Below are 14,159 nucleotides of genomic sequence, written 5' to 3' on the forward strand. Positions count from 1 at the left end.
GTCGTTCAGTAGGGGGCCATCGTGACCAGTGGAGACAACCACCGCAACGAGGCCGGCGGTTCGGAGCCCAATCCGGACTGGTGGCAGGGCACGCCGCCCGCGCAGGAGCAGGGTTGGCAGCCGGATTATCCGGCGCCGCAGCAGAATCAACCGCCGGGTCAGCCGTGGCCGCAGCCCGGGTATCAGCCGACCACGCCGATGCCCGGGCAGTACGTTCCGCCGCCGCAGTATCCGCCGACGCAGGCGTTCACCCGGCCGCCGGAATTCGGTCAGCAGCCGGGTTACGGGCGACAGCCGGCGTATCCCCCGCCTCCGGGCGCCGGCAGGGGCCGCGGCTGGCTGTTCGGCGGTCTCGCCGCGTTGCTGGTGGCGATCGTCGCGGTGGTGGGGATCGTCGCGCTGGTGAACAAGGGCTCGAATTCGCCGTCGGCCCAGTCGAATACGACGCCGTCGCTGATCAGCGCGCTCACCTCGACCACCGCCAAGCCGTCGCCCTCGGGCAAGCCGACGCCCGGCAAGACCACGGCGCCGAAGGCGACCGGTACGCCGGGCGCGGTGATTCCCGGCTATCAGGTCGTGACGATCCCGAACAACGGTGCGGCCTATGACATTCCGCAGGGCTGGAAGCTGGACCACACCGGTCAGGACTCGTTCAGCAAGGGCTCGGACTCCGTGCCGGTGGCCGGGCTGGCGCAGGACGGCGTCGACTACTGCCCGGAGAACGTGCGCACCAACGTCTTCCTGACCCAGTCCGACGAAACCGATCCGGGCAAGGCCGCCACCGACATCGGGACCCGCCTGGGCCGCATCGGCTGGTCCACCTCCACCGGCACCACGCCGGGCGCGCCGGAGTCGTTCCAGTCCTCGGACGGACAGTTGCAGGGCGTCTACCTGGAGACCAAGGGGACAGCCATCCCGTCGACCGCCGGTTGCGCGTCGACCTACTCGATCTACACCTTCGCGTTTCCCGGTGACAGCGGCGCTTTCGTGTTCACGATCGCGGCCGATACCGGTGTGGCGCAGGCGGTGGACGCGACCTTGGCGAAGAAGATCCTCGCCAGCATCCGCCCGATCCAGTAGGCGGCACGACTCGTCGGACAGGGGGTCGCGGTGCGCGGAGAACGCGACGACCAGGGCGACGATCCGGATCGAACGACGTCCAGCGGTGATTGGTGGCAGGGCCCGGTCCACGACCGCCCCGCCGACCCGCCGCGGCCGCCGTATCGCCCGACTCCGAATCCCCCTGTCCCCGAACCGAACCCGCACTCCTCCGGCGCGGGCTCCCAGCTTTCCGAATCGAATCCGTACGCCCCCGGACCGAGCTCCCGAGCGTCCGGGCCGAACCGGCACCTTTCCGGGCCGAGACCCCAGGTGTCCGGGAGAAGTCCGCACGCCTCCGGACCGAATCCCCAAGCGTCCGGCCGCAACCCGTACGCGTCCGGACCCAATCCCTACGCCTCGGGCCCGAATCCGGTGCCCCCGGGCGCGAATTCGTACGGCACCGGCCCTGCCGCCGTCGCCCTCGGCTCGCCTCTTCCCGGCACCTATCCACCCCCGCGCGGTGATCGTGGCCGCCTGTGGCTGCTGGCGGCCATCGGCGCGGTCGTGGTGGCGATCGTCGCCATCGCCGCGATCGTGTTCGTCCTGCGCGATTCCGGCTCCACCCCCCGCTCCCGCCACTCCGCCGTCGTCGGCCGCACCGACCACCACCGCTCCGCGCAGCTCCACGACCGCCCCGGCCTCCACCCTGACCCCACGCATCCCCGGCTACCATGTGGTGGTCCCCAAGGACCTGAAGGCCGCCTGGGACGTCCCCCGAGAGGTGAGCGCCGGTTCCGCCAGCGGCTCCCTGGTCCTCGTCATAGTCGCCGACACCGGCGTGGACCGCTCCGTCTCCCCCGATCCGGCCCGCGGAATCTTCGCAACCTTCCGCCTCCTTTAGCCCCCTGACCAGCCGATTTAACACCTGGACAACGGGTGCGCTAAGCTACTGCAGGTTCACTTCACGGGGTGTGGCGCAGCTTGGTAGCGCGCTTCGTTCGGGACGAAGAGGTCGCAGGTTCAAATCCTGTCACCCCGACTGTGTGGTTGAGACACAGCAGAAGGCCCTGACCAGTTTCGACTGGTCAGGGCCTTCCTCGTATCCAAGGCTATTCACGATCCTGACTATCGGTGCCCGTCCGCAGTCCGTCCGCAGTCTGCGAGTTCGCCGCCCGCGCGGCCCTGTCGAGAGCGTCCGCGACGGCCTCGAGATCGTCCGGAAATAGGTCGGCGTAGGTGTCGAGCGTCATGGCTGCCGACTTGTGCCCGAGCATGATCTGTACGGCTTTCGGGTTCGCACCGGCACTGATCGCCAGCGAGGCAGCGGTGTGCCGTAGGTCGTGCGGCGTGACCGTCGGGAAGTCCGGCGTGATCGTTTCACCTCCCTTCGCGATCTCCTCGGCGCGAGCCTTCCTGGCTGCCTTCTTCTGCCGTGTAACGGCCGGGGCGAAGACGCGCGGCCGATAGGTGGACACCCGCAGCACCTCCCCCTCTGTCGAGGTGAAGACCAGGGCATCACGATCCTTGCCCCGCATGAGCGCCGCCAGCTCATCGGCCAGAAGCTTCGGGAAGGGGACCGAGCGGCGCTGATAGGTCTTGGTGTCCGACCACACCAGGCGGCCCTCAACCTCGGCGACCGCCTCCACGATGTTGACCCGGCGCCGGAGCATGTCGAAGCTGCCGACTTTGAGCGCCGCCATTTCACCCCACCGCAGGCCGGTGTAGGCGAGAAGTCTTATCGCCGTGCTGTTTTCGGTGACCTCTCGCGCCAGCTGCGCCACCTGCCGATGTGTGAGGTAGCCGCGTCGCTTCTGCCGACGCTTTGGCAGCTTCACCTTGGCGCAGGGATTCCGCGAAATCTGGCGTTCCTCGACCGCGGTCTCGCAGATGCCCCGCAGGATGCCCACGGCGGTCTCGATGGTTGGCACCCCTATCTTCGCGGTCACCATGTCCGCGACCCACTCCCGCACAGCCGGAGACCGCACGTCTCGCACCGCAGTAGTACTCCAGCGCGGCCGGACGTGCGCCTGCCAGGTGTATCGCCTGGAGGAGCCCGTCGTCTCCTTCAGGTGGGCCTGAGCCTTCAGCCAGCGCGGCCCGAGCTTGCCGATGAACTCGCGGCCGGCCGAAGGCGCGACGTGGGTTCCGATGACCAACGAGCTGGTCACTTCATCGAGCCAGGCATTGGCATCGGCCTTGCGGGCGAAGGCTTTCGAATGCTCTTGGCTCTCATCATCGACATAGCGGGCGCGCCACCGTTTGCCCGTGCCGTGAGAGGCAGAGGGCACCCGTTCTCGCTTCTGGGTGCTGTCTGCCTCGGTCACGGTGACGGTCTTGTACCAGCGGTCCTCTACGCCCGCTCGGCGGTTCCGTCGTCCGGTCATGGCGGTGGCTACGCAGCCCCGCCACGTTTGGTGGCGGCTTCCTGCTCGGCGATCCAGGCACGGATGACGCTCTCCCTCCAGACGCGGCGGTTGCCGAGCTTGAAGTTCTCCGGGCCGCTGCCAGCCCATGCCCAGTACCGCCAAGTGGCAGCGGGGATGCCGGTGAGTGCTTCGCAGTCTTTTGCCTGGAGGTAGCGGTCGTCGTTCATGAGATGTCCTCGGGGAGAGTCGGTCTGGGGTGCCGGGTAGCGCGTGGTGCGCAGGCTGTCGCGTGGTGCGCACGGCTTGTCGCGCGCGGTGCGCTGGCTGTCGCGGTGCGCACCATCGGTGCGCTGCGTGTCGCGTTGGGTGTCGCGGTGCTGTCGCATCAGTGCGCACCGCCTGTCGCGCGGTGTCGCAGGGAGTGGACGACCGCGCCGCCGGAGCTTTTGGGCGCCTGGTTTTTCGCGATCAGCGCTTGCAGGTCCACAACGGAGAAGTCCAGGTCGGGGCCGTAGGGAAGGACCTGTCGCGCGAGGGCGACAGCCGCGTCGGGGCGCAGGTAGCCGCCGCACACGTACAGGACTTCTATGCACTGATCGCGGTGCGCTTGGTCGGTCACCAGGCGCAGGCGGTGGGAGAAGTCTTCCGGTTTCAGATACCGGCTGGTATCGACCTTGACCGCTGCGCACTTCCAGTCCGGGCGCATCAATCGCCCGTCGTAGGCGTACGCGCCAGGAGCGGCTGTTTCGTGTCGCATGATGCGTTCGGACATCCACGCGTGCGACGCTGTCGCGTCCAATGCGACACGGGTTTGAGCAACCGCGCGGTAATGCGATGCCCACATCGGTGAGGGCCGCCAGTCGGTGGCGCGCCAGCCCAGCGCCCACGTGACCGCGGCTGGTTTCGGGACGACCCATTTGGGTCCGGGCTCGACCTCGATCAGCGGATGGATCATTCCGGCGTCGAGGAGGCGGGCGGCCAGGTCGTAGGTTTGGGTACGGCCCATGTCGAGGAACTGGCCCAGGACATCGAGTTGCATGCCGCGCATCTCGGCCAGGCCGATCACGGCGCGGACCTCGCGGTGGGTGAGGGTTTCGGTGTTGATCATGAGGCGTCCTTAGTGGAGCGAATTTTGGTGCGGCGCTTGCGTTTGGCCGCGCGGTCGATGAGGAAGTCGTGCCAGGCATCGTCGAAGTCGCGTGCATCGAAGACGATGTCGATGGCCGCGGCATCGGGCGGGAGCCGGTCGAGCGCGGCGTAGACGCCGTCCTTGACGCCGGCGGAGCGGCACAGATACAGCAGGCCGACAACTTTCTCCGGGCCCGCGTCACCGGCGGCGCGTACCGCGCCCCGCAGCGCGGTATCCATGTCCTTGGCGGACTTTCGGGTCAACTCGACTTCCAGCGCCCACCAGCCGCGCACGCCGTTCAGCGTGGCCAGGAAGCGCCCGTCGTGGATGTGGGTGACTCCGCCGCGGGGGTTGCGGCCGGTGCTGAATTCCCTGTACTTGGACTTGGATTCGGCGGCCGCGACATCAGCGCGATGCCACAGAACCCGCTCGGAGATCCACCCCTCCAGATCGTCGCCGACCAGCATGATCCGGGCCTGAGCGACCGCGCGATGATGCTCGGCTTGTTTGGGAGAGGGCCGAAACTCCCGCACCCCGAACCCGAGGATGCGGGAGTCGGTGCCGCGGGTCAGCATCACCCACTTCTCCCCAGCCCGGATCTTCTCCAGCTCGCGGACGAGCTTCTCCTCCCGGAGCTGTTTGACCAGCGCGTAGGTGTGGTTGCGGTCCAGGTCCAGGAACCAACCCAACATGTCGAGTTGCATGCCGCCCTGTTCGGCCAGCGCCGTCAGTGCCGCCGACTTGCGCAGAGTCGATCGTGGAGATCGATTGTCCCGCAACAGATCCTGCACGGTGGTGCGAGCCAGGCCCACCCGTCGGCCGATCTCGCGGTGGGAGTGGCCCGCCGCGTGCAGGGCCGCGACCTCACCGAGGACGGCGTCGACCTGCCGGGCGGTCAGACCCAACGCGTCGGCGATCTCCCGGTAGCCGCGCCCATCCGAACGCAGGCCCAGCACGATCGCGTCATCCGGCAGCTCCTGGGCGTGATGGTTCTTGCCGTTGCCCGCCATCAGGCACCACCCCGGCGCGCTGGGGCAGGTGATTCATTTGAATCACGTGAGCCAGTTGACTCAGGTGGTTCATTTTGGACCACCTGCGGCACCCGGCCAAGGCGACTCTTGCCGTGGTTCACCGGGATCGCCTCCGATCCACACTCTGGCGAACCGGCTGGTCACCGTGGAGATCGCGTTCCTTGATCGGGGCGGAATCTCCGATCCAGGACATCAAGGACCGCACCCGCGCATCGATCACGGCCGTCACTTCTCGCTGATCCCGTACCGGGGTGACCGCGGCCGCCGAGTCAGGTGTCGAAAATTCACCACCTGCCTGCAGCGGTGCCGCCCGCAGCTGCTCACGATCGATCGGTCGGGGCCGTGGGGCGGCGGGCCCGAACAAGGTCTCGACGTTGTAGCCGGGCAGCATCGCTTCCAGGACCCGGCAGTGATCCGGGTAGGGGTGGGTTTTGATCTCGCCGCCGAGCCACCGGTAGAACTGCGCCTTGAGCGGGCCGGTGCCGACGAGCTTCTCATCGATCTGGGCGGCGGCCTTGTCGTATTCGCGCAGGAACGTGCCGTGGGTCTGCCAATGCCGTTGCCGCAGTTGTGCTTTCAGCTCATTGTCCGGCCGCAGGTGGCGGGTACGTGGCGTACCGCTCATCGCGACCGCCTCCGATCCCGACGCGAGTTGCCGGCCGACCGGACCCCTCCTCGTTGTGGTCGGAGTTCCGACCGTCCCGCCGACCCCGACTGGGCGAACTGGGGCGAACCGCGGTGGATGTATCGGGGATGGCTGTTCTTAACGATCTCGCGACCGGTCTCATCAGCGACGACATATTCGTCACCACCGAGGCCGGTGCCAGCCCATCGACTTACACTGGACATGCTTCAGGGACCTTTCGTCCTGGAAGTAGGTGAATTGCTGAAGCGGCTGGAACCGCTTTGGTGCTGACTCCCCGGTAGCTCGAACTGCCGGGGAGTTCTTTGTGCCGCAACGCCTCTCAACGCCACTCAACTAGTCAATCACAGATCAATCAGTTATGTGCACGAATGGTGGATCGAGTCACTCAGGAGTCACCTCCTATCATTGACACATGAGCGAGTCGGCCAGCCCGCGGAAGTACCAGGCGATTGCAGACGATCTTCGCGACAAGATCGTTGCTGGCACCTACGCCGTCGGGAGCCAGCTGCCGACAAAAGCCGAGCTGATGACTCAGTACGACGTTGCCCTCAACACTGTGGACCGAGCCCTCGATGTTCTTCGAGACCTCGGCCTGATCGAGTCGCAGCAAGGTGTCGGAACCTTCGTGCGCACCGCGAATGCGGGTCAAAAAGCGGACCTCACAGCCCGGGTCGCGCACCTCGAGGCCCAGGTTTCCGAGCTGTACGAGCTGATCAAGGGGATGGCAGCGAAAGGTCCCCGGCAGCAATAGATTCGCCGCCCCAACCGACCCAATCGGTTTCCAACTCATACATCTAGGAAAACGCCGCCACGGCTACGCGCGCACCATGTGAAAGACCATGTGCGACAGCACCATCCAGTGCATTGTGCGCGGCCACAGCACTGTCAAACAGTCTCGATCAGTTTCAGCTGTCGCCAGAGCCGCGGGCGTATCATCAGCCGAGGATCTGAGATTCGGTTGGAAGAGGGTGGGCCGAATGACCGAACGGAACTCCGCTCTGGCGGAGCTGATCACAGAAGCGAGAATCTCCTGGGCCGGGCTCGCGAAGCGTATCAACGACCTGGGCGCCGACGAGGGCCAAGCCCTACGGTACGACTACACCGCAATCCATCGCTGGGTGAACAAGGGGCAGAAACCTCGCGGGATCACGCCTACGCTGATCTGTCGAGTGCTCTCCGAGCAACTCAGTCGGCGCGTCCGCCCGGCTGATATCGGGATGGAAGGATTCGAGTCCGTGGCATCGCGTGGCCTTCAATATCCCCATGACCCGGAGTCCTCGGTCGAGACGATCCGCGACCTGGGCACCGCCTACACGAGCGGACAGTTCAGCGCCCCTTTTATCCTCGCCGCCCTGGCAGCCCCGAGCCGTGACTGGCTGCTGGCCACCTTCGAGGAGATCAGCACCGACCGCGGCCCCCGCGCGATCGGCATGAACCAAGTCGCTGGCATCCGCAACATGTTCAGCCTCTTCCAGGAGATGGACGTCATGCGCGGCGGCGGCCACGCCCGCACGGCCCTGATCAGCTACATGAACTCCACCGTGATCCCGCTGATTCGGCGCGACCACGAGCCCGACGTTCAGAAAGCCTTGTACGACGCCGCCGCCGAGCAGGCGTACCTCATCGGCTGGATGGCCTATGACGATGGAGAGCACGGCCTCGCTCAGCGGTATCTGATTCAGGCGCTCCGCCTTTCGCAGGCCGCCGAGAACCCGGTACTCGGCGCGCACGTGCTCGCAGGCATGGCAGACCAGGCCAACCTCCTGGGTTACTCGTATGAGGCCGTCGCGCTTGCCCGAGCTGGACTGCACGGGATTGGCCCGGAGGCTTCGCCCGCTTGCTATGCCGACCTCGGCATCTTGGAGGCCCGCGCCTTGGCCAAGCTCGGCGACTCCGCCGCGGCCAGCAGGGCGATCGGTAGGGCCGAGAGGATCTTCGAGGGCGTCGACCATGATGCAGAGCCCGAGTGGGCCCGCTTCATTGACCGCGCCTACTTCTTCGGCGAAGCGGCCAATGTCTTCAGAGATCTGAACCAACCCAACGAGATCGATCGCTTCGCCGGGCTCTCGATCGAGGAATGTCTCGGGCAGCGTCGCGCACGACGAGGCGGCCTCAGTCAGGCCGCAGTGGCGGCCGCCCATATTCAACGAAACGAGATCGAAGCAGCTGCGGAACGTGCCCGGATCGTGGTCCGTCTGACCACCACCGTGAACTCCTCCCGATGCCTTGAGGCCGTGACGGATCTCCAGCGAAAGCTGAAGCCCTTCGCGACCGTTCCGCAGGTTCAACAGTTCAACCAGGATGCGAGCAACATGCTCGGTCTCGTAGCCTGAGCATCGGCAACAGCCGCCGGCGAGTTCCACCAGGAGCTCCGACCGGCGGCCTTTCCCCTGCCCAAACCGCCGGAAGAGTGCCGGGACAGTGCCGGGACAAAGCCGGGATAGTGCCGGGACCAAACCATCCGGGATGAATCCGGCTGATCGCTCCCGTCCATGCCCTCTGATCTGCGCCTTCGGCGCAGGGCTCTTGTCTCTCGTGCTCCTGATTACCTCCCGCTTCGCTGAAGGTAATCAGGAGCACGAGAGACAAGAGCCAGGTTTGGGTTCAGAGGGCATGGACGGGAGCGATTGGGTAAGTGAGAGTTTCAAGAGGGGGACCACAAGGCGAGGCGGTTGGGTGCGAATGTTGCGTTGGCATATCGGGTGCGTTGGGAGAAGACCACAAGGGGAAGGGTTTCGAGCGAGCATCACGATGCAGTGTGCGGCGCGAACCGAAGAGGACCACAACGAAGGGATCACCTCGTACGAGGGAACACCGATCCCCTCCTATGCGGGGAGCAGGTTCACCTCTTACGCGGTGACCCGAAGAGTTGACCTACCCGCATAAGAGGGGAGTCGAGGTCGCCTCTTATGCGGGTAGGGCTGGGGGCCCGGATGTCCGGCGTGCGAGAGCTTGAACGGAGGCCCTCTTGACGTATCAGCGTCCAGTTTTCTGGACACTCAAGAGGGGGGACCGCACAGGAAGAACCTCCTCGCCGTGACCATCGAAGGCATCCTGTAATGCCGAGATGAGTGTGGTGGGCCTTTCCATGCATTCGTCCGCGCTCTGTGGCAGCTTCCGGCCAGAATCCTTGCAGTAGTGCACGATTAGGCCCATGCCCGACCAGTCCATCCAGGCCGTCCTCAAGGACGGGCTGATCAATCACGGCCGCATCATCGAAACAACCTACTCGACACTGGAAGCGGACCCGCTGCTCGCGGAGTTGGCCACGCTGATCGAGGACGCCGACGAGGCCGACGTGCGGGAGGCGGTGCTGTGGGCGCTGAACTCTCCCGAGTGTGCGTACGTCGGCCAAGCACTGCAGTACTTCGGGCACGCATTCCGGTGGGAGTGGCTGCGAACCGAGATCCAGCAGCGTTTCGACGAGGCGACATCCAGGGACGACCTGCGCGCGATGCGCCACTGGGAACAGATTCTCGAAGCCTTCGAAGACGATTGGGAAGACCTCGACCTGTATCCCTCCCTCGAAGCCCGCGCCACAGCTCATCTCGTGTTGGTGCCCAGAGAAAACGCTCGGTTCTTCACTGGCGCAACACCGGTACTGGTGGTTGGCGGAGCACCCATACACGAGACACTGCCTGTGCTCACCATGTCGGACGGTGTGACCTCGCGATGCGACGGATGGACCCTGCGGCCATGGATGACCGTGTGCGTGGTGAACGGACCGGGCGATCTCGGCTGTGCGATTCAAACTGCGATCGACCCCCAAGGTATAGACGATGAGGGCGTGCTCGAGGCGTTGACGTGGTATGACGACGTCAATCGCGCCGGTGGTGCCGTCGTCATATCGCTGCCGGATCTGCCCGCATCGTTTGACTGGGACTGGATCTACTCAGCAGGATTCGCGCGGGGCGGCACGATTCGAAGTGCTATCCGAGCGTAGAAGAGCCCAGCGAACCGCACCGCAAACGTCCTGTCTTGCCGCATACCGCGCTGACCGAACCGGCCAGCGCGGGAGCGCCGGCGGCCGGAACCTGGTGCGGTGCAGAACGTCCGCCGTCCGCGACTGCTGAACATCGTGCGTCGATAGGTCAGGCAGCCGCTTGCCTTCTGATTGCCGGTTCCGGTCGTCACGGGCCCGGAAACTCGAATCCCCTCGCGACAGAACTACCCTGCCCAAGCCGCAGCGACTGTCTGGTAACGCGAATGAAGTGCTCTCGAGCGCGGTGTTGCTCGTCCCGAGCGGCGATCCATGCGTCATCGTCGGTTGGTGGCTGCTGGCGGTCGAAGGTGGCGTGCATGACACCGTAGTCGGCAAGGTGGAGTGCCTCAGCAGCCGACACGACACTCCTCGGTGCTATGAGACGAAGCCGAGTAAGCACGACCGCTTGGGCGTCGTACGCGTCGTTCGTTCGCGTTCGCATCTCCGTGAACATGCTGGCGTCGTGGCCCTCGACGCGAGCAATTCGTGCGTACGCGCCGCCGCTACCGAAGCTGGCATCCAAGTAGCCCACGTAGGCATCAATCAGAGACTCGCGCAGCCACTTTCGGTTCTCGCGACGACCCGAGATATACAGGGTAATACCTGCCAACACAGCCGCAATCGATGCCGCAACCGCGCTGATTACCGAAGGTACAACGGACATGCGAACCTCCGACAAGCAGGGATGGCCCCCTACAGGTTCGCACGTTCATGCCGCATACCGCTCGCTCGAACTGGCCAAGCTGGTAGCCGGAAGTTGAACGGCCCGTGACTATCTCGGCCGCGTGCGCGCACATGTAGACTCGCCGACGGCCATGGAGTAGATCAGCGGTAGATCACCGACACGACACGTGGGAGGGCGCGGGTTCGAATCCCGCCTCCATGGCCCCGGAACTCCCAACGCGCTGTCCTGCCGCATACCGCGCTGTTCGGAGCGGCCACGGTCCGCAGCGCGTCCGCAGCAACAGCAAGCGCCGCCCCCTTGGATCAACCTCACCAACACTGAAAATTACTGGTAGAGACGGAGTCACAACACCGTCGACAGTCGCCAACATCGGACAAACCGGACCGTTTGGTGGTTCGGGACGAAGAGGTCGCAGGTTCAAATCCTGTCACCCCGACTGTGTGGTTGAGACACAACTCGGCCCCCGGCTCTTTCGAGAGCCGGGGGTTTTGTGTTTTCCGGGGTTGATCAGCGGCGGAGGTGGCGGCTGAGGTCGCCGGTCAAGTGCATGGTGACGTGGCGCTCCGCGAATCTCCATTGTCCGTCGCGCAGGTGGAAACGGTCGCGGTAGCGGCCCGTGGCGATGGCCTGGAGGGGCAGGTCCGGGAGGGCTTGGAAGACCGTGAAGTAGGCGCGCGAGGTCGCCGTATCCGCGGGGTCGCCGAATTCGATGGCGATGTTGGTTGTGACGTGGTGCGTGCGCGGGGTGCCGTCGTCGTAGCGGATCACCATGCGCTGGAACATCCGCTCCACGTCCGCGCTGCCTCGGATCGAGCCACCGCCGCCGATGAACTCACCCTCCGCGAACAAGGCGCCGACTCCGGCGAAATCTCCGGCATCGACCAGTTCTGCGTACTGCGCGATCAGGTTTGTCACGGCGGTCGTGTCAGCGGCTGTGCTCATGGGTCCGGACGATACGCGTTCGAGGGCCTACGCCGGGCGAGGTGACGTGTCGGCGTGCTGCGCTAGGCTGCGCCAGTCCCCTTGACACAGGGGGATTTTCGACAAATGGGGAGTGCGGAAATGAATATGGCGATGCTTGCCCGGCCGCGGCTCGGCTTTGTCGCGGCAGCGGGTGCGGTGGCGGTGGCCACGATTGCTGCGACGGCGGCGCCCGCGGCCGCCGAGGGGGTGACCATCTCGGCGTCGACGGCCTATTGCGTCGGATCGACCTACACGTTGACGCTGCCGGCCGCCGATGCCACGGTCCTGATCGGCAATGTCCCCTGGCAGAACGCTTTCGCGTTCCAGACGCGGGCGACCGGCGATGCGACGTTCAATATCGTCGCGACGGCTCCGTATGTGGCGGGCAAGGATGTCGTGGCGACGTGGACGCCGACCGCTCCGGGAGAGTTCATGACCAGCGCGTGGCCGTACAGCACCGATCGGGGGCTCTCCAATTTCGGCGAGAACGGCCCGACCGTGACTGTTGTCCAGACCGCTCCTGCTGGAACGACCTGCGCGCCGCCGACCGCCGGAAATGGCGGAACGGGCAGCGCCAGTTCGATTCCGGTGATCGGTGGACTGCTGAGCAGCCTGTCGGCGCAGAAGTAGCGTGACCGCGACGCGGCCCCGGCTCCCTCACGGAGCCGGGGGCCGTGCGTCATCCGGCGACGGGGCGAAGCCGGGTGGTGCCCAGACGATTCGCGTGGGTGGCGAGCAAGGTGTCGAGGGCCGCGGTGGTGGCGGGATCGGCGGGGGTGAGGATCGTGAGGGTGTGGTCGGGGTCGTTGGGGCTGGTGAGGCTGTCATAGGCGACGGTGAGGTCGCCGGCTTCGGGGTGGCGGATGCGTTTGGTGCCGTGGCTGCGGTCCTGGACGGTGTGGTCGTCCCACCAGTCGGCGAATTCGGGACTGTCCGTGCGTAATTCGTCGATGAGGGTGCGCAGGCCGGGGTCGGCGGGATGGCGGGCCTGGTTGCGGCGGAGGATGCCGACGGTTTCGCGGGCGATGCGGGCCCAGTCGAGTTGACCGGCGCGGATGCCGGGGTCGAGGAGGGTCAGGCGGGCGGTGTTGGTGCCGGAGTCGAATCCGGGGCCGAAGAGGGCCACGGCGGCGGTGTTGCGGGCGAGGACGTCCAGGCGGAAGTCGGTCAGGTAGGCGGGGAGGGCGGGCATGCCGTCGAGGATCGCCAGTAGCGAGGCGGGCGGGGCGGCGATGGGGGCGCGGGGCGGGGGTGTGGCGCCGCGGGCGATGAGGTGGAGGTGGGCGCGTTCGGTGTCGGTGAGGTGCAGCGCCTCGGAGAGGGCGTCGAGGACCGCGGCGCCGGGGGTGCCGACGCGGCCCTGTTCGAGGCGGATGTACCAGTCGATGCTGACGGCGGCGAGCTGCGCCACTTCCTGCCTGCGCAGGCCGGGGGTGCGGCGTTGGCCGACGGCCGGGAGGCCCGCTTGCTCGGGTGTCAGTCGCTCACGCATGGCGCGTAGGAAAGCGCCGAGCTCCTGGCCGGATGTCGTCGTGTCCACGCTCGCTCCTTCATTCGTGCGTGTCCAGCGTAGGAGCGGCCGGGTGGTACGCGGAATACCAGGGTGCGGAGGCTCTCCCCGGGGGTTGCGGATTTCGGGATGCTCGTCCTGTCATTCGAATCCGAGGAGAACCGCCATGACTCGCATCGCACGCATTGTTTCCGCGACCTTCGCCGTGGCGGCCCTGCTGTCCGCCGCCGCCTGCGGCGACAGCGGGGATTCGACGCCCACTCCCGCCGCGAATCCGGCTGCGTCCGTTCAGGTTCGGCCCGTGGTCCCGGCCTCGGCCGCCCAGTTCACGGTCACCACCCCGGACGCCACCGGCGATCACGCCTTCCCCGCCGACTTCTACGCGGGTGCGTTCGGGTGCACCGCCGCCAATCACGCACCGCGGCTGCGGTGGTCGGGGGCTCCGGCGGGGGCGAAGAGCTTCGCGGTCACCATGTTCGATCCGGATGCCCCGACCGGCGCCGGCTTCTGGCATTGGGTGAACTGGGATATCCCCGCCACCGCCACCGATTTCACGGCGGGTGCGGCCGGTGTCGCCGGAACCAACGACGCGGGCGCGGCGGGCTACCTGGGTCCGTGCCCGCCCAACGGGGACCGCCCGCACAACTATCAGATCTCGGTGCTGGCACTGGACACGCCGAGCCTGGGGCTGGCCGCGACCACGACCCCCACGGTGGTGTCGTTCTCGATGGGATCGCACATCGTCGGCGTCGCGCACCTGACGCTGACCGCGCAGCGTCCCTGACCCGGAACAGCGTCACAGGGTC

The 14,159-nt window shown here is 66.3% G+C and carries 15 protein-coding genes and 2 tRNA genes; 9 read left to right on the forward strand and 8 right to left on the reverse strand.

All coding sequences use genetic code 11. The annotated features are described in order from the left end of the window. The first annotated feature begins 21 nt into the window (after positions 1-21). The 3 genes from ACFYTS_RS02170 (at position 22) to ACFYTS_RS02180 (ending at position 2,080) form a co-directional block, all read left to right on the forward strand. Entirely contained in the window at positions 22-1,080 is a 1,059-nt protein-coding gene (locus ACFYTS_RS02170; protein ID WP_387300703.1) for a hypothetical protein, read from the forward strand. A gap of 697 nt (positions 1,081-1,777) precedes the next feature. Beyond that, the gene (locus ACFYTS_RS02175) at positions 1,778-1,942 is read left to right on the forward strand and encodes a hypothetical protein (RefSeq protein ID WP_387300704.1); all 165 of its coding nucleotides are present in this window, start codon (positions 1,778-1,780) and stop codon (positions 1,940-1,942) included. Between the two features lie 64 nt (positions 1,943-2,006). Next, a tRNA-Pro gene (locus tag ACFYTS_RS02180) sits at positions 2,007-2,080 on the forward strand. A 70-nt stretch (positions 2,081-2,150) separates the two neighbouring features. Here ACFYTS_RS02180 and ACFYTS_RS02185 read toward each other — a convergent pair. From ACFYTS_RS02185 to ACFYTS_RS02205, 5 genes are all read right to left on the reverse strand, one after another. Further along, on the reverse strand, positions 2,151-3,365 hold the full coding sequence (locus ACFYTS_RS02185; protein ID WP_387300706.1) for a tyrosine-type recombinase/integrase: 1,215 nt from the start codon (positions 3,363-3,365) through the stop codon (positions 2,151-2,153). Between the two features lie 68 nt (positions 3,366-3,433). Next, on the reverse strand, positions 3,434-3,793 hold the full coding sequence (locus tag ACFYTS_RS02190; RefSeq protein WP_387300708.1) for a helix-turn-helix transcriptional regulator: 360 nt from the start codon (positions 3,791-3,793) through the stop codon (positions 3,434-3,436). Beyond that, complete coding sequence (locus ACFYTS_RS02195; protein ID WP_387300710.1) at positions 3,793-4,515, reverse strand: hypothetical protein; 723 nt, start codon at positions 4,513-4,515, stop codon at positions 3,793-3,795. The genes ACFYTS_RS02190 and ACFYTS_RS02195 overlap by 1 nt, the downstream gene beginning before the upstream one ends. After that, positions 4,512-5,546 carry a hypothetical protein gene (locus ACFYTS_RS02200; RefSeq protein ID WP_387300712.1) on the reverse strand — a complete coding sequence of 345 codons (1,035 nt, stop codon included), beginning with the start codon at positions 5,544-5,546 and terminating at the stop codon, positions 4,512-4,514. The genes ACFYTS_RS02195 and ACFYTS_RS02200 overlap by 4 nt, the downstream gene beginning before the upstream one ends. A gap of 118 nt (positions 5,547-5,664) precedes the next feature. Then, positions 5,665-6,192, reverse strand: coding sequence for a hypothetical protein (locus ACFYTS_RS02205; protein ID WP_387300714.1), 528 nt, complete (start codon positions 6,190-6,192; stop codon positions 5,665-5,667). A gap of 433 nt (positions 6,193-6,625) precedes the next feature. Between ACFYTS_RS02205 and ACFYTS_RS02210 the strand changes: the two genes are divergently transcribed. From ACFYTS_RS02210 to ACFYTS_RS02220, 3 genes are all read left to right on the forward strand, one after another. Further along, positions 6,626-6,964, forward strand: coding sequence for a GntR family transcriptional regulator (locus ACFYTS_RS02210; RefSeq protein WP_387300716.1), 339 nt, complete (start codon positions 6,626-6,628; stop codon positions 6,962-6,964). A gap of 226 nt (positions 6,965-7,190) precedes the next feature. Next, on the forward strand, positions 7,191-8,546 hold the full coding sequence (locus tag ACFYTS_RS02215) for a hypothetical protein (RefSeq protein WP_387300718.1): 1,356 nt from the start codon (positions 7,191-7,193) through the stop codon (positions 8,544-8,546). Between the two features lie 821 nt (positions 8,547-9,367). Further along, the gene (locus ACFYTS_RS02220) at positions 9,368-10,156 is read left to right on the forward strand and encodes a hypothetical protein (protein WP_387300720.1); all 789 of its coding nucleotides are present in this window, start codon (positions 9,368-9,370) and stop codon (positions 10,154-10,156) included. 187 nt (positions 10,157-10,343) lie between these two features. On the opposite strand, the gene ACFYTS_RS02225 is transcribed toward ACFYTS_RS02220, so the two are convergent. After that, entirely contained in the window at positions 10,344-10,859 is a 516-nt protein-coding gene (locus tag ACFYTS_RS02225; RefSeq protein WP_387300722.1) for a hypothetical protein, read from the reverse strand. A 150-nt stretch (positions 10,860-11,009) separates the two neighbouring features. Between ACFYTS_RS02225 and ACFYTS_RS02230 the strand changes: the two genes are divergently transcribed. After that, positions 11,010-11,081: transfer RNA gene (locus tag ACFYTS_RS02230), tRNA-OTHER, on the forward strand. A 306-nt stretch (positions 11,082-11,387) separates the two neighbouring features. Here ACFYTS_RS02230 and ACFYTS_RS02235 read toward each other — a convergent pair. After that, positions 11,388-11,822 (reverse strand): nuclear transport factor 2 family protein, encoded by a 435-nt coding sequence (locus ACFYTS_RS02235; RefSeq protein ID WP_357275552.1) that lies wholly within the window; start codon positions 11,820-11,822, stop codon positions 11,388-11,390. 120 nt (positions 11,823-11,942) lie between these two features. Here ACFYTS_RS02235 and ACFYTS_RS02240 point away from each other — a divergent pair, with 120 nt between their 5' ends. Further along, positions 11,943-12,473, forward strand: a complete 531-nt coding sequence (locus tag ACFYTS_RS02240; RefSeq protein WP_357275550.1) for a hypothetical protein — start codon at positions 11,943-11,945, stop codon at positions 12,471-12,473. 49 nt (positions 12,474-12,522) lie between these two features. Here ACFYTS_RS02240 and ACFYTS_RS02245 read toward each other — a convergent pair whose 3' ends face one another. Beyond that, the gene (locus ACFYTS_RS02245; RefSeq protein ID WP_387300725.1) at positions 12,523-13,383 is read right to left on the reverse strand and encodes a helix-turn-helix transcriptional regulator; all 861 of its coding nucleotides are present in this window, start codon (positions 13,381-13,383) and stop codon (positions 12,523-12,525) included. A 136-nt stretch (positions 13,384-13,519) separates the two neighbouring features. On the opposite strand from ACFYTS_RS02245, the gene ACFYTS_RS02250 reads away from it, so the two are divergent. Then, a complete protein-coding gene (locus ACFYTS_RS02250) occupies positions 13,520-14,137 on the forward strand; it encodes a YbhB/YbcL family Raf kinase inhibitor-like protein (RefSeq protein ID WP_387300727.1) in 618 nt (205 codons plus the stop codon). Positions 14,138-14,159: the final 22 nt, after the last annotated feature.

This window comes from Nocardia sp. NPDC004151 (genome assembly GCF_042874235.1).
In the GTDB taxonomy this organism is placed as follows: domain Bacteria; phylum Actinomycetota; class Actinomycetes; order Mycobacteriales; family Mycobacteriaceae; genus Nocardia.

Coding starts and splice junctions, on each gene's coding strand:
- ACFYTS_RS02215 (WP_387300718.1), top strand. CDS start 7,191: ATGACCGAACGGAACTCCGCTCTGGCGGAGCTGATCACAGAAGCGAGA.
- ACFYTS_RS02205 (WP_387300714.1), bottom strand. CDS start 6,192: ATGAGCGGTACGCCACGTACCCGCCACCTGCGGCCGGACAATGAGCTG.
- ACFYTS_RS02225 (WP_387300722.1), bottom strand. CDS start 10,859: ATGTCCGTTGTACCTTCGGTAATCAGCGCGGTTGCGGCATCGATTGCG.
- ACFYTS_RS02210 (WP_387300716.1), top strand. CDS start 6,626: ATGAGCGAGTCGGCCAGCCCGCGGAAGTACCAGGCGATTGCAGACGAT.
- ACFYTS_RS02220 (WP_387300720.1), top strand. CDS start 9,368: ATGCCCGACCAGTCCATCCAGGCCGTCCTCAAGGACGGGCTGATCAAT.
- ACFYTS_RS02240 (WP_357275550.1), top strand. CDS start 11,943: ATGAATATGGCGATGCTTGCCCGGCCGCGGCTCGGCTTTGTCGCGGCA.
- ACFYTS_RS02235 (WP_357275552.1), bottom strand. CDS start 11,822: ATGAGCACAGCCGCTGACACGACCGCCGTGACAAACCTGATCGCGCAG.
- ACFYTS_RS02190 (WP_387300708.1), bottom strand. CDS start 3,793: ATGCGACAGCACCGCGACACCCAACGCGACACGCAGCGCACCGATGGT.
- ACFYTS_RS02200 (WP_387300712.1), bottom strand. CDS start 5,546: ATGGCGGGCAACGGCAAGAACCATCACGCCCAGGAGCTGCCGGATGAC.
- ACFYTS_RS02195 (WP_387300710.1), bottom strand. CDS start 4,515: ATGATCAACACCGAAACCCTCACCCACCGCGAGGTCCGCGCCGTGATC.
- ACFYTS_RS02250 (WP_387300727.1), top strand. CDS start 13,520: ATGACTCGCATCGCACGCATTGTTTCCGCGACCTTCGCCGTGGCGGCC.